This window comes from Rhodococcus sp. ARC_M5, assembly GCF_022810405.1.
Classification (GTDB): Bacteria; Actinomycetota; Actinomycetes; order Mycobacteriales; family Mycobacteriaceae; genus Rhodococcoides; species Rhodococcoides navarretei.
In genome coordinates, this window is record NZ_JALGQE010000019.1 from 1 (window position 1) to 16,015 (window position 16,015).

The 16,015-nt window shown below is 64.5% G+C and carries 21 protein-coding genes; 9 read left to right on the forward strand and 12 right to left on the reverse strand.

The window, feature by feature from the left end:
- Positions 1-440 precede the first annotated feature (440 nt).
- The 3 genes from MTX34_RS21615 to MTX34_RS21625 form a co-directional block, all read right to left on the reverse strand.
- The gene (locus MTX34_RS21615; RefSeq protein ID WP_243610766.1) at positions 441-1,505 is read right to left on the reverse strand and encodes a hypothetical protein; all 1,065 of its coding nucleotides are present in this window, start codon (positions 1,503-1,505) and stop codon (positions 441-443) included.
- Between the two features lie 77 nt (positions 1,506-1,582).
- Positions 1,583-3,301, reverse strand: coding sequence for a relaxase/mobilization nuclease domain-containing protein (locus MTX34_RS21620; protein ID WP_243610767.1), 1,719 nt, complete (start codon positions 3,299-3,301; stop codon positions 1,583-1,585).
- Between the two features lie 26 nt (positions 3,302-3,327).
- On the reverse strand, positions 3,328-3,708 hold the full coding sequence (locus tag MTX34_RS21625; protein WP_032364224.1) for a plasmid mobilization relaxosome protein MobC: 381 nt from the start codon (positions 3,706-3,708) through the stop codon (positions 3,328-3,330).
- A 528-nt stretch (positions 3,709-4,236) separates the two neighbouring features.
- Here MTX34_RS21625 and MTX34_RS21630 point away from each other — a divergent pair.
- The 6 genes from MTX34_RS21630 (at position 4,237) to MTX34_RS21655 (ending at position 8,382) form a co-directional block, all read left to right on the forward strand.
- Positions 4,237-5,958, forward strand: coding sequence for a hypothetical protein (locus MTX34_RS21630; RefSeq protein WP_243610768.1), 1,722 nt, complete (start codon positions 4,237-4,239; stop codon positions 5,956-5,958).
- Between the two features lie 190 nt (positions 5,959-6,148).
- The gene (locus MTX34_RS21635; protein ID WP_243610769.1) at positions 6,149-6,568 is read left to right on the forward strand and encodes a hypothetical protein; all 420 of its coding nucleotides are present in this window, start codon (positions 6,149-6,151) and stop codon (positions 6,566-6,568) included.
- Between the two features lie 3 nt (positions 6,569-6,571).
- On the forward strand, positions 6,572-6,796 hold the full coding sequence (locus MTX34_RS21640; protein ID WP_243610770.1) for a hypothetical protein: 225 nt from the start codon (positions 6,572-6,574) through the stop codon (positions 6,794-6,796).
- Between the two features lie 31 nt (positions 6,797-6,827).
- Positions 6,828-7,640 (forward strand): methyltransferase, encoded by an 813-nt coding sequence (locus MTX34_RS21645; protein WP_243610771.1) that lies wholly within the window; start codon positions 6,828-6,830, stop codon positions 7,638-7,640.
- Positions 7,637-8,056, forward strand: a complete 420-nt coding sequence (locus tag MTX34_RS21650) for a hypothetical protein (RefSeq protein WP_243610772.1) — start codon at positions 7,637-7,639, stop codon at positions 8,054-8,056. Before MTX34_RS21645 ends, MTX34_RS21650 begins: the two co-directional genes overlap by 4 nt.
- Entirely contained in the window at positions 8,053-8,382 is a 330-nt protein-coding gene (locus tag MTX34_RS21655; RefSeq protein WP_206511056.1) for a hypothetical protein, read from the forward strand. Before MTX34_RS21650 ends, MTX34_RS21655 begins: the two co-directional genes overlap by 4 nt.
- Positions 8,383-8,464: 82 nt before the next feature.
- Here the strand turns inward: MTX34_RS21655 and MTX34_RS21660 are convergent, their stop codons facing one another.
- The 4 genes from MTX34_RS21660 to nrdH form a co-directional block, all read right to left on the reverse strand.
- Positions 8,465-9,277, reverse strand: coding sequence for a hypothetical protein (locus MTX34_RS21660; protein ID WP_243610773.1), 813 nt, complete (start codon positions 9,275-9,277; stop codon positions 8,465-8,467).
- Between the two features lie 139 nt (positions 9,278-9,416).
- Positions 9,417-10,013: a DnaB-like helicase N-terminal domain-containing protein gene (locus tag MTX34_RS21665; RefSeq protein ID WP_243610774.1), complete on the reverse strand. Its 597-nt coding sequence runs from the start codon at positions 10,011-10,013 to the stop codon at positions 9,417-9,419.
- A 79-nt stretch (positions 10,014-10,092) separates the two neighbouring features.
- Positions 10,093-10,236 (reverse strand): hypothetical protein, encoded by a 144-nt coding sequence (locus MTX34_RS21670; protein ID WP_243610775.1) that lies wholly within the window; start codon positions 10,234-10,236, stop codon positions 10,093-10,095.
- Positions 10,237-10,272: 36 nt separating this feature from the next.
- Complete coding sequence (nrdH, locus tag MTX34_RS21675) at positions 10,273-10,506, reverse strand: glutaredoxin-like protein NrdH (protein ID WP_032364215.1); 234 nt, start codon at positions 10,504-10,506, stop codon at positions 10,273-10,275.
- 501 nt (positions 10,507-11,007) lie between these two features.
- Here nrdH and MTX34_RS21680 point away from each other — a divergent pair.
- Positions 11,008-11,178 carry a hypothetical protein gene (locus MTX34_RS21680; protein WP_243610776.1) on the forward strand — a complete coding sequence of 57 codons (171 nt, stop codon included), beginning with the start codon at positions 11,008-11,010 and terminating at the stop codon, positions 11,176-11,178.
- A gap of 179 nt (positions 11,179-11,357) precedes the next feature.
- Here MTX34_RS21680 and MTX34_RS21685 read toward each other — a convergent pair whose 3' ends face one another.
- From MTX34_RS21685 to MTX34_RS21700, 4 genes are all read right to left on the reverse strand, one after another.
- On the reverse strand, positions 11,358-11,747 hold the full coding sequence (locus MTX34_RS21685) for a hypothetical protein (RefSeq protein WP_243610777.1): 390 nt from the start codon (positions 11,745-11,747) through the stop codon (positions 11,358-11,360).
- Positions 11,748-11,832: 85 nt separating this feature from the next.
- Positions 11,833-11,997, reverse strand: a complete 165-nt coding sequence (locus MTX34_RS21690) for a hypothetical protein (protein ID WP_243610778.1) — start codon at positions 11,995-11,997, stop codon at positions 11,833-11,835.
- A gap of 547 nt (positions 11,998-12,544) precedes the next feature.
- Positions 12,545-12,757, reverse strand: a complete 213-nt coding sequence (locus tag MTX34_RS21695; RefSeq protein ID WP_243610779.1) for a hypothetical protein — start codon at positions 12,755-12,757, stop codon at positions 12,545-12,547.
- A 284-nt stretch (positions 12,758-13,041) separates the two neighbouring features.
- A complete protein-coding gene (locus MTX34_RS21700) occupies positions 13,042-13,302 on the reverse strand; it encodes a hypothetical protein (RefSeq protein ID WP_243610780.1) in 261 nt (86 codons plus the stop codon).
- A 423-nt stretch (positions 13,303-13,725) separates the two neighbouring features.
- On the opposite strand from MTX34_RS21700, the gene MTX34_RS21705 reads away from it, so the two are divergent.
- Both MTX34_RS21705 and MTX34_RS25815 read left to right on the forward strand, forming a co-directional pair.
- The gene (locus tag MTX34_RS21705) at positions 13,726-14,094 is read left to right on the forward strand and encodes an Lsr2 family protein (protein ID WP_094742550.1); all 369 of its coding nucleotides are present in this window, start codon (positions 13,726-13,728) and stop codon (positions 14,092-14,094) included.
- Positions 14,095-14,099: 5 nt separating this feature from the next.
- The gene (locus MTX34_RS25815) at positions 14,100-14,222 is read left to right on the forward strand and encodes a hypothetical protein (RefSeq protein ID WP_279393588.1); all 123 of its coding nucleotides are present in this window, start codon (positions 14,100-14,102) and stop codon (positions 14,220-14,222) included.
- A 24-nt stretch (positions 14,223-14,246) separates the two neighbouring features.
- Here MTX34_RS25815 and MTX34_RS21710 read toward each other — a convergent pair whose 3' ends face one another.
- The gene (locus tag MTX34_RS21710) at positions 14,247-15,956 is read right to left on the reverse strand and encodes a ParB N-terminal domain-containing protein (RefSeq protein WP_243610781.1); all 1,710 of its coding nucleotides are present in this window, start codon (positions 15,954-15,956) and stop codon (positions 14,247-14,249) included.
- Positions 15,957-16,015: the final 59 nt, after the last annotated feature.

The following is a 16,015-nucleotide window of genomic DNA, read 5'->3' on the forward strand; positions in this document are numbered from 1 at the left end:
CACCCTACGGGCGGCCTCGACCTTGTATTCGGTCGTGAACGACCTGCGTTTGCGGGACATGCGGACATCCTTCCAGCGGAACCATCGGTCCCGCTATCTCGGTGTCCACCATCCGGGGTGAACCTCAGACGACGCGACAATCAAAGCTACGAAAGAGAAATACATCGAGGCCTGGCGGGTCTACTTCACGAGTACATCTGCTGCACGCCTGGCAGGTCCAGGAGGCCTAGAACCGGCCGCTACCTTATTTCGGGAAGCGATGCGGGACTACTCGAAGTGCCTTGACGACTGGGACGCAGAACATGCGGAACCCACCCGAACGAAAACGAACGAAGAATGGCACAACGAACTCAACTCACTGAGCAAGCAGCTGACCGAGAAGAAAGACGCGTACATCGCGGAAGGCGTGGACCTACTGTCGTCCTGACGACGGGCGTCGCCTAGATGCCCGTTCCTGTGACCAACACAGTTGTAGTCGGGTCGACGTCGTCTGCCCACGCGAGCGTGGGCAGCTCGGCCCCATCCAATCCCGCCAATTCCAGTGCTACCTGAGCGGAGAGGTGCGAGGAATCGATCGACTGACCGTTGGTGATGGCGGCATAAAACTGTGCTGCGTAGTTGATGGCGTCGACGTCGTCGATACTGTCTGCCATGCCTATCGCGAACGGTACGACTTCGGCTACGAGGTCGTCGATCTGCGCCGCTGAGTTACAAGAGTTCAGGAGCACGAGGAGCGGCGGGGTGTCGGTTGCTTGAATGGCTTTGGCGAACGTGCGCGCCGACACGACCACGCCTGGGTGAGCCTCGTCTTGCTCATCCTCGAAAACGATGAGTTCGTCGTCGCTGTGACCAGAAAAGTGCACTACGTGGGGTCGAAACTTGGTGATGCCGTCCAGAAGATCAGCGCCGGTGGCCGCGGGGCGCACATCGAACTCGATATGGTCCCGGTGTAAAGCTGACTCGACGGCGGCCCGGATGCGTTTCTGCTCTCTACCCACCCTCAGATCACCCTCTGACGACGCGGCGAGCATCAACACTCGGAGCTTTTCCGGTTTCGGTTCGGGCAGGTCTCGTAAGGCGGATCTGACGACGGACTCGGTCTGTGAAAGTCGTGTTTCCATCGCAGTGCGATCGCTGACTGCCTTCCGCTCTGCCTGCTGTTGTTCGCGCTTTCGCTTGCGTTCGGCCGCCTCGTTCTCGGTCTTTAGGGCCCGGGCGACCTTGATGCCGAGGGCCGACTCCTCTCTGAGATATCCGGCAGCCTTCGACTGCGCTGCGGCCGCATCCTTACCCGCAGCCTGTGCATGCTTGTCTTCGCGTTCAGCTTTGCTGAGTTTCGACTTGCGGGTCGTTGCGTTGGTCGTCTTTTCTGCGGCCAGGCGTGCGCTCGCAGCGTCTGCGCGGTGCTTCGACTCTTTCGACCGGAGCTCCCCGGCTTTGGTCTCTGCGGCGATGCGCGACTTGCGTTTGCGATCGAGCTGTCCTTGGTACTGACTGCTGCTCATTACCCCTCCTGGTCCGGGTTTCCCCGTAGGTGGCTCTCCACGTTACGAGTAGCCACCGACACCCAGCATGAGAATCCCTAGCGCTCCTGCTCGTTGCTGGGTTCAGGAGTGTCGAATGTTCGGTTGGGGACAGTGTCCGGAGAGTCAGCTAGCCCGCGCTTGTTGCCTGTCGGTATGCCGACGGTGTCGGCGTGCCGAGCTTTGAGCACCTGTTTGATCTCCTCGGAGATGTCGGTCCGGGAGTCGATTTCGGCGGCGTACGCCGCGCGTTGTTCACCCGCGGACAGCGTCCGGGGGCGCTCGATCGTGTCCACCGCCGGCCCTGCTGGTTGGGTTTCACGCAACCGGGCTTGGACAGAGTGCAGTTGCACCTCGGACATCGTCTCGACGGCACGTGCACGCATCAGATCACCCGCAGCCCGGTGAGCGCTGGCGATCGCCTCGACGGTCTTGGACAGCTGTTGCAGCAGCAGCATGTACGCCGCTGTCGGGTCGTCGGTGGCGAGCTGCAGCATGATCAGCGCGGCCCCGCCTGCAGAGATCGTCTTCTTCGGTACCGGGGCGCGTTGGTGGGCCGAGATCTGCGCCGAGTCGGCCAGGGTCCGTGCCGCCGCCGCCAAGGGGCCAGGAGTGGTCTCCACTCGCGCCGACCATGCCGCGAACACACCGGAGGTGCGGCCGGCGGCGCGTGCCCATTGCGCAGTGTCGGTCGCCGGGATCGACGCGAGGTAAGTGTTCCATTTGCCGATGTCGTCGGCGGCGCGGGCGACCAGCTTGGGGTCGATCGGCGCGCGTTCGCGCCCGTCGGTGACGGTGACCGCTGTCCCGCGACGCGTTGCCTTCCACTCGGCTGCAGCCGCTGTACGGGCGTCCTCGCTCTGGTCCCATTCGTCCCGCAACCGCGGCAAGGTGAGGTCTTTCGACAGGCGTCCGCCGCCGTACCAAACCGGTTTGATGCCGTTCGCTCGGTCGGCGGGCGTCGGTGTCGTGGCCACTGAGTAGCCGACCACCTCGCCGGCCGAACCCTTGTCGTAGCGGGGGCGCACCAGAAGCTTGCGTGCACGTAGTCGGCGGACGAACTCGGCTTCGGTCTTCGATGCGGTCGCGCAGGCCCGCACCGTCCGCTCCATCGACTCACGCGCAGTTTCCGGTGCACCGGACCGCCGCGCTCGTGCCGCTTCGGCAGGCTTGATTCCCCGCGTGCCGCGCTCAGCTTCCCGCGAGGCCAGCACCACCAGATCGTGTCGACGTTCGAGGACGTTGCACGCCGCCTGGGCACGCTTGAAGTCGTTGAAGGTATTGACCTTCGTTCCATCCTCGCGGACAGCGGATGCCGCGATGTGGATGTGGTCGCCACCGGCTGTGGTCTTGCCGTGGCGGATCGCGACCCAGCGAGCCGGGGCGCGCGGCGAGTCCGCGTCGTCGAAGTCCATTTCCTTCATGAAGTCGGCAGCGATCGTCGCCCACTTCTCGTCCGACAGCTCGCCCTCCTCGGGGTTGAGCGAGAGCGAGCAGTGCCACACGTTCTGATCCGACGTCGCGTCCGCCAACGCCACCGATCGCGGCACTCCGTCGTCGATGGCAGCGTTCATCTTGCGTCGACTCGTCACCGACACCTCGGTACCGAACACCACACGCGCAGTGTCCAGTTCACCCGCCAACGCGATGGCGTCCTCGTGCGACAGCTCGCCCGCCGGGGCCGCGAACACGATGCTCTCGTGCCCGGCGACGACGTGCGGATTCTCGTGCTCGTTCGACTTACCCGGACCGGCGAGATACACCACCAACCCGGTCATCTTCGCGCCCCGAGTGATGTTCGGTATCAACGTCCCACCAGATCGCGCGGCAACCGGTTCACCCGATCGAATACTTGCCGCACCGCCGCGATCGCCGCCGTCGTTTCCGGTGGCACCTCGCCCGTCGCGTTCGCCACTTTCGCGAGCTGGTTCAGGTTCCGTCCGAGTGCCGCGATGAGCTTGGTCGCGGCGAACAGCTCGGCCAGATCCTCACGCGAGACCGTCGAACGCGGGGCCTTGAGAGCGGAGTCGATCAACAGCCGGGCCACCGTCACACCCTGCACTCGGGCAGCCGCCTGGACCGCCATCTCCTGCTCGGCGGTCAACTTCACCACGTGCCGGTACTCGCGGCCGCCGACGACGTTCGACTGACGGGTGCGCAGCCACCCAGCTTTGCGTTCTGCCATCACCCGCTCCTCCCGTTCGCATCTCACATCGGCCCAGCGCAGCAACCCCACACCTGGGGACCACGCGACCAGCGTGTCAGATTTCCGTCAGGAAATCCACACTTAGGGCACCTAAGTTATAGCTTGCTCCGCCAGGGGCACGCTGGTGGCTCGCGGAGCCTGCGGAGTGGGTCGCCAGAAAAGACGCTCAGGACGAGCGCTGCGAGTTCCGATTCCGCGCGCCAACGGTGCGCGGCCGGCGGTTGTCCCCGGTTGTGGATTCGGACCCGATTGTGGGTGCCTGAGATCGAGCGGAGCGGCCTGGGAACTCTCGGACATCCACATGAGGACCACGTCCGATCCCCAGCGGGGGGCAACGATCCGCCGGGACCCCTCTAGGCGTCGGAACCGTCTGGTATGTATTGCCGATGAGAACATCGCCCCGAGCGACATGCGATCAAGGCACGCAGATTCGCAGGCTCGCGGCGGCCGTGTCCTGCGCATGCGAATGCCGAATCCGACCTCGCGTGACATCGCAGGGAGGTCGCAGTGGAGGTTGATTGGCCACAGTTGGGCCGGGACAAATTCGACTACGTCGTCGAGGCACTTATCCGGAAGCAGTGGGACGGCTTGGCTACTGTCACCGTCCCCGACGGACGTGGCGGAGACGAGGGAATCGACATCGAGGTTCGGCGCGGTAGCAAGCTAGCTATCTATCAGCTGAAGTACTTCTCCGATGGCTTCTCGGGCGATCGGAAGACAACCCGCCAACGTCAACTCAAGAATTCGTACGTGAGGGCCGCTGCGCTCCAACCCGACGAGTGGTTTCTGGTTGTGCCAGTCAAACTGACGCCCGGCGAACGACGCTTCGTGACCGACCTCCAGGAACCGGGCGGACCACGCGTAGTTGTCTTCGATCGCATCGAGCTCGACAACCTGATGATCAATATGCCTGAGGTCTACAACTACTTGAGTCGCGACCAGATGCGAGCCAACGCCGAACTTTACGGACGGGAGACCGACTCGCTGTTCAACGGAATCGACGACCTCGCCGATCGAACACTGGCTTTGGGGGAGCTGGTGGACAGCAGCATGGACCCATATTGGGGGTTGAACTTCCGCCGCGACGGCAACGAGTTCAGCTACGAGCTGACACCGAAAACCGCGGAATCACACACGAAAAGCCCGATCAAATTTACCGTCACCACCAGACTCGGACCCGAACACGCTGCGCTGGCCAAGGCACTCAGCAACACGTTCGACTTTGGTTCGTCCGACCCCGTCCTTATCCCGGCTGATGTCGTGCACAGCTTGAAGATCGATGGACCGGAATTCATCGCCGGCACACAAACCAATGTGACAGTCCAGATCAATCCCAACAGTGCACACCCACACATAGGTGCAACCGTTCAATTCGAGTTCGAGGACTCGGCCGGCAACAGCCGTGGTCAATACGAGGGCACAGTCACCCATATCGGGAGCGGCGGAGTCGGCGGCTCTCTCGAAGTCGAATTCTTCAACAGCCACCACACCGTGCGCGTCCTGCACTCCCTGACAAACAACTCCGACCCGATCGACGTCACCAGCCGGTTTCACCTTCGACAGATCAGTCCTCAGGACGCAATCGGCGTGATCGAGATTGGTCAACTGTTGCGAGCTCCCGGCGGCGTTCTCAAGGTGTACTTCGAGGACGACTTTTTGATGTCGATGACGCACAACCAACCGGACACGGCATCCGATCCAGAACTCGATCTGATCAAGTCAATCGCCGAAGATCTGGCGGTCGTACAGCGGCACTGCAACAAATTCTTCAACCTCCCGGTCAATGTCACGCCCAAGGAGCGCATCGATCTTCGGGTTGCTCGCCTGCTGATCGAAGGTCACGCTGCGGAAAGTCCAGACCTCAGCAGGATCACCCTTACTCTCAACGGCGACGACACCCCAGAACTGCGCGCAGCCCTGAGCGGCGAGCACCAGTCACTCCGCCTTGAGGGCAGCACCTACGGCATAAGCATTGGACGAAAGACCCTCGACATCGGACGCGTCTTCATTACCGACCCCCAGGCGTATTTCGTAGACCCCGCCCCAGCCTTGACAGCGCTCGATAACGGAGTAGCGGAGGACGTAAAAGTCGAGCTTGCCCCCGGAGCAACCAGATACTTCCGGCTCATCCTCACGAGCAACGACCGACCCGATCTTTTCGCGAACCCGCCGACACCCTGGGACCTGCCCGGCATCGACCAACCACTCACTCCGATCATCCGATCATGACCGCACCTCCCTAGCCATCAGACGAAGCAGCCCAACCGAATCGGGCCGCCCGACATGCATCTGTCGGACCGATTCGATATTGTTGCCAGTGGATATCGGGCAGCCGTGCGGGCCGTCCGAGACCGCGTTCAGAACAGCGCCACGCATCGGTTTGCGTGTGCGCTGCACGCCGTCTCCGAAAGGTCCGCACATGTCCAGCACTGCTCTCGATCCCACCACCGTTCGCGCCGCCGCCCAGGCCGCCCTCGATGCCCGACTCGGTCTCATCGACGCCATCGTCGCCGCGCAGAACGAACGCACCACCGCCGCGACGAAGGTCGCCGAAGCACAGGCCACCGAACGTGCCGCCGCAGCCACCGAACTCGCCGCCATCAAAGCTGCGATAGACGGTGGCTGGTCCGCCGCCGAACTCCGCAAGGCCGGACTCAAAGTCCCCACCTCCGCCGCGGGCGGCAAGAAATCCAACACCGGAGCGTCCGCCAAGACGTCGCCGCGGCCGCCTCGACTCCAACCGTCATCGACGCCGGCGAAGAACGACAACGACGCTCCCGAGTCGACCGCCACGGACGCTGAGCAGAACTCGTCCGAGAGCTACGCGAACGCGAGCTGACCGATGGCCGTTCTGTACTGGCTGACCGTCGCCCTGGCGCTCACGTCCTTTCTCACGACGGCAATCGCCGGTGCCCGGCTCGGCCTCACGCTCCGGCACACAACCATTTGTGGACCGTTGGACGACCGCATCAGTCGAAACCTGGTCCTGATCGGTCTTCTGTGCGCCGCCGCCACCCTGGCCCTCTCGGCCTGGACATCGTGGGGCCCGAACCCCATTCCGCTCTGACCTGTCTCGCCCCTAATCGAAGGCATCCATCATGGACACCACAGATCACCACTCGCTCCCGCCGGCCACAGAGTCCCACTCGGCCGCGCCCTCGACTCGTACGCTGATCGAGATCGAGATCTCGACCCTCGACCAACACGGCGACCCCGGGTTCGTACTCACCCGCGGGCACTTCCACTCCCCCTCGACTGCGGCCCGGTTCGCGGTGAGCCAAGCGGAAACCGTCGCGGACCTCCGACAGGTCGATACCGTCGCCGCGACGTTCATTCACACCGTCGACGACTCGCTCTGCCTCATCGGGACACCCGGCGAGATAGCGTGCGCTCTGGCGTCGATGTCGGCCTACGCGCCGGGTGTGCGGTCGGCGGAACTGCCGCCACCGGGCTACGTCACCACCTCGATCGGGGTCTGGACCGCCACACCGATCGCGCCGCTTCCCGGCGTCGACCCGGCCGACCTGATCGACGTCACGGTGCGCTCGACTCGGCCCGATCCGTTGCCGGACTCGACCACGGTGGCCGGCGACTTCCCCGCCCACTCGGCGCACATCTTCGCCGGCGCTCTCGCCCGCGAGATCACGATGCGCAGCGGCGGCCACAGTGAGGCGACCGTGAAGACGGTGCCCGGGCAACGACGGTTGATCGTCGAGCACGCGGTGGAGGTCTACGAGGCCGATGCCGCAGCGGTCGCCCGCTACACCCGGATCACGCAACTGCGGGCGAACATCGCTGCCCTCGATCCGGTGGCGGACGCCGAATGCGCGGTCGGCCTCACTGCCGAGCTCCACGTACTGGAGAGCCATACCCGCCGGTCGTTCGATGACGAATCGGGCGCAGTGGCGTGATCGACGTCGGGTGGTATCTGAGCCTCGTCGGGCACCGGACGACCGACGAGATCCCCGGGGTGATCGAGCGCCTGCAGGCGTGCGGGATCACTGCGGAGATCCTCGACAAGGTTCTCTGCGCGCCGGACTCGCTGCTGTACGCACCCGAACGCGACGGCGAGGACTGGGCGCAGGACTACGGCGGACCGATCGGTGCCGCACTGCTCACCTCCGAGCTGCTCGCCTACCTTTCCCATCAGCACCGCCTCGCCGCCCTGATCCATCGGGATCTGGTCACCGAGATGGTGGCCACCGACTCCGTGGCCACTATCGCCGGCCATCTCGGGACCACCGAAGCCGCGGTGTCCCGACTGTTTCTCGTCCCTCCTACGTCTCCGGCCACCGGCGACGCACCGACCGAAGGACCCACACCATGAGCACACCCGACTCCCCCGCCCTGTCCGACCTCGACGCCGTGGAGCTCGACATCCTCGCCGAACTGCGCTCACCGGAAGCGGTAGCCACGTTCGAAATGCTGCACAGCACCGTCCGCCCAGAGGCCGGGCCGCGGTTCGTCGAGCTGCTGGCGATCATCAACGAGCTCTCGGGCCCGAACTTCGCCGTCGACGCATCACTCGATCTGCTCGACGCGGTGCAGGACTCGGGTGACCTCGAGGTGGTCGTCGCGGCCGCCCCCACCGTCGACGATCCGATCACCGCGCTCGCTCTCGCACAGGTCTTGCGGAGGATCCGCGAGGACTGACAGCCACACCACTCCGATCGCGAGAAACAGCGAAACCCCCGAACACACACTGTGGTCGGGGGTTTCGCTGTTCGGGCGGGTTCTAGTGCTGGGGCCAGCCGCGAACGAGCTTGTCGGTGCTCGCGTGCACGGCGTTGAACGCGGCGACGAGGTACGTCAGCCACGACGCTGCGGTCTCCGGATTCGGAACCAGCGTCGACGGGACGGCGTTCTGTTCGTCGTCGGAGAGTTCGTTGAAGTCGCTCGGGTAGTCGGTGGTGTCGCCGTCGACGATGTTCGGTGCGCCGTCGATCTCGTAGGTGATCACGAAGTGGAGCTCGTGCCGGTTCGGGGCGGTGAACTCGGCCGACAGGGCAAGCTCGCCCCACAGTCGCCGGTCGTAGGTGACGGCACCGGAGTTGATCGCGGCCTGCAGCAACCAGTGCGGCATCCACAGTGCTTGCGGGGTACCGGGTTCGGGCCACTCGAAGTCGTCGTCGAGGACGTCGGCTTTGGCGATGTCGAGGGTGAGCAGCGGCGCGGCCGGCGCAGGGGTTCCGTCGGCTCCGTGTGCGGTGGGTGCGGTCATGGCCGGTGCCTCCAGGCTGTCGGTGTGGGTGTGGGTGACGATGAGGACGCCGAGGTCGGTTCCGATGTTCGCACTGTCCCCGAGAGCGTCGAGCAGTCGTTCGGCCAGAGTTGCGGCGTCAGCGGCGCGGTAGGTGCCCAGGGTGCTCCACGTCGCGGCGTCGTACGAGGTTTCCGATGCCGAGCACACCTGCACGGTCAGCGCACCGCTGCCGGTCGGGACGTGCTCGAGGTCGCCGGACGCGTCGACGACTGCAGCGATCTGGTCCCGAACGTGCGCGGGCAGGCCTGCGCCGAGAGTGGCGGCGGGCGTGGTGGGCTCGTTCATGCCGTCTGACGCTACGTGTGGCGTCTGTTCGGCGTGCTCACCTGTCGTTGTCACTGTCCTCGTCTTTCGGTTGTGGCCCGCAGAGCACCGTAGTGCCATCCGCCGGTCGTCCGCGTACACGTATCAGCTCGCCCGATGGTCAGGATGTGGAGGGTTGCCGAAAAGCGTTGAGTCGGTTGAACGCTGCGCGTTGCGTGGTGCCGAGTTCGACCATGTAGTCGAACAGGTCGGCTTCGGGTGCTTCTTCGGCGGCCTGGGTCAGTCGTTGGCCGGCGATGTGGAAGCTGCGTCGGTAGGACTGCGAGAGGACGTTGTCGGCGTAGTGCACGGCGGCGACGGAGTGTGCGCCGGCGGTGACGATGCCCATGAGGCGTTTGCGTAGTGGCGCGTCTTTGGCTCCGTCTGCTCCGGATCGGATGAGTGCGCCGGTGACGGAGGCGAAGTCGTGGGGTTGGCCGGCGGCGATGAGGTCGACGATGTGGCCGTACATGCGTGCGTGTGCTGGATCTTCGAAGTCTGCTGCGGTGAGTGTGCTGGTGATCCGTTCGATGTCGGCTCCGTCGGTGCTCTGGTTGCGCACGTCCATCAGGGCGCACAGGAGCATTGCTTCGGGGTCGGTGGCCGGGTCGTAGCCGGGTTCGACGGACGTGTCGAGGTCCTCGACGGGTGCGAGGTCCGCGCGTGCCTGCGCTGCGGCGTCGTCGCCGGGTGTGGGGACTGCGCGTAGTGCGTTCATCGTGGGCCTCGTGTTCGTGTCGGGTCGGACGTCGTACCGGTGGAACGTTGCTACCGGCTGTGGTGCATTGCGTCAGTGGTCAGGATGCAGCTTTGTCGATGTCACTGCACTCGGTCTCGGCCAGGTTGGACTGACGTGATGTGGGGTGTTCTACGGTGAGTTCGGCGTCGATCTGGCGGTCGATGTAGTCAGGGTCGGGGGTGTAGGCGGGCACGAGTCGCATGGCGGGGCCTCTTCTGTGTTTGTGGGTTTGCGGGTTTCAGGCGGCGGCGAGCTTGTCCAGGGCGTCGATCCGGAACCCTGACCAGTGGGTGTCCTCGTCGACGACGACCACGGGTGCCTGGAGGTAGCCGAGTTCGCAGGTGACGAAGTGGCGGGCGGTGTCGTCTTCTGTGATGTCGACTGTCCGGTAGTCGAGGCCGTGCTTGTCGAGTCGTTGTTTCGTTGCGTCGCATTGGCTGCAATTCGGTTTCGTGTACACGGTGATCGGCATAGTTTTCTCCTTACGGGAATTACTGCTGTTGGCTTCTATTCTACGTCAATAACGGCATTGAATCCAGACCTTGATTACTCCAAATATATTTCAATTATGTTGCTGCACTTCGACTTATCGTTTTCTGAGCAATCCCCGATGCATCCATTTTCGGCATTCCGGAACAGTTACGAATTCCTCTGATTGGGCCTGCCTTACTGCGTTCTTTTCGCTTCCGGGTGGCGCGAAAAAGAGACGGCGGTGCACGGTGTCGACGGTCAATGCCTGGCCGGTGCGAGTGTTCGCCGGGGAGCGCAGCGAGTGCGGGTCGGGCGAACAGTCGTGCTGGGCCCTGTGGGCCGGAGCGTGAGCGGAGTCAGGGGTTGATCCGGAAGCGCGGCGGGTGACGCATTCTCGTTGCGCAGCCAGACGGATCGAAAAGAATCTCTACCCTTTGTATGTGGTGGCGCGGAGCTCGTGCCTGGTGGCTGGTGTTCGTGCTGGTCGGTAGGGTTCTGGGGTATGGAGCGCTCGCGGGTCGAACATGCCTTGTCCAAAGCTGTGGTGAACGCGTCGCTGCCGCCGTCGGATCTGGCGCTCGATGCGATCATGGCCGGTGTTCCGGTCGAGGACACCCGTCCCACCGCCGCCGACGTCGATATGGCGTGGCCGGCCGATCCGACGTCCCTCTGAGCGCTCTCTCGCTCTTCACTTCTCCCTGCTTTGCTGCCGGCCGCCCGGCCCACGTTGGTGTCGACGCTGGTGGGCGTGTGTCGGTGTGAGGGCTCGATGCCCGATGCACCGGCCCCGCGCCCGCGCCCTGACTGCCGAGCGTGGCCACCTCGAGCCGGTGGCCACGCTCGGCTGCGGTGTCAGGTGTAGCTCTGGACTGCGCCGATGTGGTCGGCAACGTAGTCGGGGGTGATGACCCTGCCGATTCCTTGGACCTGCGTCGGTTCCATTCCGGCTGCGAGTGCGGCGGACAGTAGACCGGCCAGAGCGGCGAGCGGTGGCGGTACGGGCATGGTCCGGAGGGTTTTGCCGCGTACAGCGGCGGTGAGCGGTTCCGGGCCGTCGTCGTCGACGAGGGGCGTGACCCGGTCGAGGGGTTCGACCCGATCGGGCGGGGCGATGGTGGGCAGGTTGGCGGGTGCGTGGTCTCGGCGGCCGCCGGGGACGGTGGCCATCCGTCGACGGAGGACGTCGAGCTGGGTAGCTTTGTCGAGTCCGGTGAGGTCTTCGATCACGTCGACGGTGGCCATGTGGATCGACCTTTCGCCGTGCCGGTAGGAACTACCGCCACTGTATCGAACGGGTGTTCGAGTGTCGAATGTGCTGGTGGGCCTGTCAGCGGGGAATTGCGCGGCCGTCTAGGTCGGACGCCGTGAAGGTCCAGGCGAGATGTCGGTACAGATTTAGGGTGCGTTTGACCTGGTCGAGAGCTATGGCGACGGACGGGTGGTCGGGGTCGTGGCCCTCGTCTCGGACGGCGTCTCGGTCGTCGTGGTCCATACCTACTTGGACGCAGTCGGGTTCGAGTTGGTTCCGACAACAGTCATTCGATCGAATGACTGAACTTAACGGGCCTGAGATTTAACAACTAGCGGCCATACAGAAAAGAGCTGGTGAACGTCCCGCGACCTGGGCCGATGTCGACGTAACGCTTTGTTCACCGACACGCCAGACTTCCAGCGAGCCGAACCTCGATTTCGGCGGTACCGTCGCCTTTAAGTCACAACCCGAGAGGGGGTGATGAAAGATGGTCTCTCAGCGTCGGAAGAAGAAAACCCCGGTCAACTGGGGAGCGGTTGCAGCCGTCATCCAGTTGGCCAGGATCTTCATTACGTTCTTCAGTTAACGCAACCATCTGAAGCAAGTTGGCCAGGTTTCCATTGCTACGGGGGCCTGGCCTTCTTGCTGCCCGAGGTTAGTCCAATGTCGGACACATGTCAGTCCAACTGTTCGGCGTGGCGTTTCGAAGTCTTCGAAAAGCCAACTTGAGCACTTCCTCCGGGACGGGCGATTCGGCCCCGCCCGGTGTGGGCGGGGCCCGTCCGGCCTAGAGCTTGAGCGGCTGGATCGGTTCGTCGGTGCGGTGTTTGCCGAGTAGGCATTCCCAGGTCCGGGTGTCGAGCTGCTCGGGTGTGACCCACTGTCCGCACATCGTGGCGTGGTGCACGTCCGCGTGCAGTCCGCCCAGGTTGTGGGTGGCCATCGTCGCACCGCGGTTATGGGCGGCGGATGCGATGGCGGAGAGGCGATCTGGAAGCATGGCGAGATCCTTTCGAGGTTCGGATGAGACGCAGCGATCGGACATGACGAGGGTGGCCTGTCAACCCCGAAGAGCGGAGCGTGGGTTGACTGGTCGGGGTCCCCGGCATGTCAGACTCGGCGTCCTCGTACGACCCCTTTGGTGACCCATAGGGGGCGACGCCGCAGGCGGCGAGGTGGTGCTGCAGGTACACGTGCACTCCGCACGGATGCACAGCTCCGATCTGGGAGACAAAAAAGGGGGCCCGGCCCCGTGGTGGGACCGGGCCCTGGAGGGCCTGGTGCTCAGTGGGTGCACCAGAAGGACCCGACCGGGATGGCCGCTCCCGGCTGTCTGTTGCACCACCCGCAGGTGGTGTCGTGCTCGATCCGGCCGAGCACTCCCTCGGCCTCCTCGATGAGGATGGGCAGCTCTACTGCCCTGGCGAGCGCGAGCGCTTCGGTGGCCCACCGGGCCGCGCGCGGATCCCCAGCGGGGGCATTCGCGGCTGCGCCGATGAGGCCGGTGATGATCTGGTGATCGTTGAGCAGTTCGCAGTTGTTCATGTCAGGGACACCTTCCAAATGTTCGGATGAGACGTCCCCGATCGACATGACGAGGGTGGCCTGTCAACCCCGAAGAGCGGAGCTTGCGGAGCGTGGGTTGACTGGTCGGGGTCCCCGGCATGTCAGACTCGGGCGACTCGTACGACCAAAAATGGTGACCCGTATGGGGCGGCCCCGAAGGGGACGTGCGGACGCGTCCCACGCGTTCGAATACTGTTGCACTGCAACGCCTACGGCTGCCGCAAAACGTCCATCCGCGCACTCGGCGGGATTGCTTTCACTGTGCCCATAGGTCCGACTGCGGGAAATCGAATGCAGCTCAATTACCGTGTCGATGAAGAATGCGGATATCGACGCTGGTTATCCTCGAGAAGACGAATGCGGTTGCGCATTGCGAATGTGTCGATGAAAGGTTTTCCGGCTGTGGCCAAACGAGTGACAACCCAATTGGTGGACGATATCGACGGGTCGGTCATCGACGACGAGTCCGGCGAGACGATCGAATTCGCGATCAACGGCGTCGAGTACTCGATCGACTTAAAAGCGAAGAACGCCAACGAGTTTCACAAGAAGCTCGACTACTACGTCGGGCATGCGACGCGGGTCGGTGGCCGCAAGCGTAAGCCCTCCCCCGCTGCCGCGTCGAACGCGACAGCGGCCGGCGGATCGGTCAAGCGTGATCCGGAGCAGACGCGGGCGATCCGGCAGTGGGCGTTCGACCAAGGTTACGAGATCAGCGAACGTGGCCGGATTCCGGCCGACATCGAAGAGGCGTACAACGCCGCTCACTGATGTCGGTGAGCCGCCTGCGTCGACGTGAGCGGGTGCCGATGGTGGTGCGCCGAGCGGGGGAGCTCGAGGGCGGCGGAGCCCCCTCGACCCGGGCCGGGGACGAGGCCACCAGGTGGCGGGCAGCGTAGAGGTACCCGCCACCGATGCCGGTCCTAGTCGGTGACGCTCTCCTCGCTGAGCGCGTCGTATGCCTGTTCCGGTGTCATCGTCCCGGCTGCGACCTTCTCGACCGGAATCAGCTCGTAGCCCTGCTCGGCCAACAGTCCCAGGTAGTTGTCCTGGTTGGAGCCTCCGACTCGCTTCCACCAGTCCTTACCGGTCCCGCTCATCCGCGCTTCGTAGGCGGCGAGGATCTGCGCGAGCGCAATCACCTGCGCGCGTGAGTCGCTCGCCTTGTCGATCACCGGTGCCAGCGCATCACGTGCGGCCCGCTCTTTCCAATCGCCATAGAGGCTGGTCGTCGGCTCGGCCACGCTCACTCCGAGCAGCTCCGCGAGGTACTGCGACGCCTTGTTCTGGGTGAGCAGTCCCGGCTCGTCGACCAGGGTGTCGGTGATCCACTTCGCGGCCCCCTTCGGCAGGGTCTTGCGAGTGAGGAACTTCGACACGAACTCCTTGCGGACCACAGTCGCTGCGAGCGATGCGACGTTGAGCGCCTTGGTCCGTCGCCGGGCTGCCCGTTCTGCTTCCTTCGCCGCCGCCTCGGCGGCGAGCCGCTTCTGCTCGGCCGCCCGAGCGACTGCCTCGGCGTCGGCGGGATCGACGTTTTCTGCGGGTTCGGCCAGTGCGGCTGCGAGGATCGGCCCCGGCTTCACACCGGCGGCGTCGGGGTCGGCGGTGAAGTACTCCGGCACCCATACCTCGGCGGCGGTGATGTCCTTGTGGTGGTGCAACCCCTCGTCGGGTGTCGCTTCGGGGTCGTCCTGGGTGTCCCAGTCGATGCTGTCCTCCTCGATCACCGCACCTGTCGCGGTGAGGGTGAACTGGTCTTCCTTCGACAGCCACACCGCCCAGTGTCCCGCTGCGCCGTCGATCACGGCGTCGGTCACAGCATCACCGTCGACGGTCACCAGATCGTCTGCACGCAGGTACGGGCCGCCGTAGGCCGGTTCTTCCTCGAGGACGTTCAGCCCTTGCTCGACATACGGTGCGCCTGCTGCGGCGCGGGCCTTGCGGACGGCACGGTCCTCGAGCAGCCGCTGCGCGGTCCACCGGAAGTCGTACCGCGCAACTCCCAGTAGCTTCTCGACGGCGGCGGTGTCGCCCTCTGCGTCGAACACGGCCACGATCGCGGCCTGATCGAGAGTCAGCTGCCCCGCGTCGAGGGCACCGATCGCAGTCTGCGAGCGGCCCGCTGCCCCTGCCGCTTTGACGGTCTCACGCTTGACCTGGACGGCCTTGGCGATCTTGGGCACCGACAGACCGAGTTCGAGCATGTCGGTCACGGCCTTCGCGCGCTGACCTTCGGTGAGGCCGATTCTGCGGTCGTTGGCGACGACCTGCTGGGTGAGGCGTTCGATTTCCCGGTCCTTGGCCTTGCTGGCAGTCGGCACGATCAGCACTCGGACGCTGTCGACCCCGGCTTCGATCGCGGCGAGGGTGCGAACCTGGCCGTCGATGACAACGGTGTGGTCGCCGTCGCGGCGCGCGAGGATCGGCATCAGCACACCGTGCTCGATGATGGAGGCGACCATGTTTCGGAATGCCGGTGACTCGGTGTCGACCTCGCTGCGGACGTTCGGGCCGACCTCGAGGGCGGTGGGGTGCAGGCGGACGACGTATTCGCCCGCCTCCACGACCGGCGTGGTGCCGGTCGTGGAGGCTTGCGTTGCGGCGGTGGTGGTTTCGACGCTCGCGGTCATGGTGGTGTCTCTCTCCTGATAGATTCTTCGGTTGGAGACACCGGGCAGGTAAGGACTGT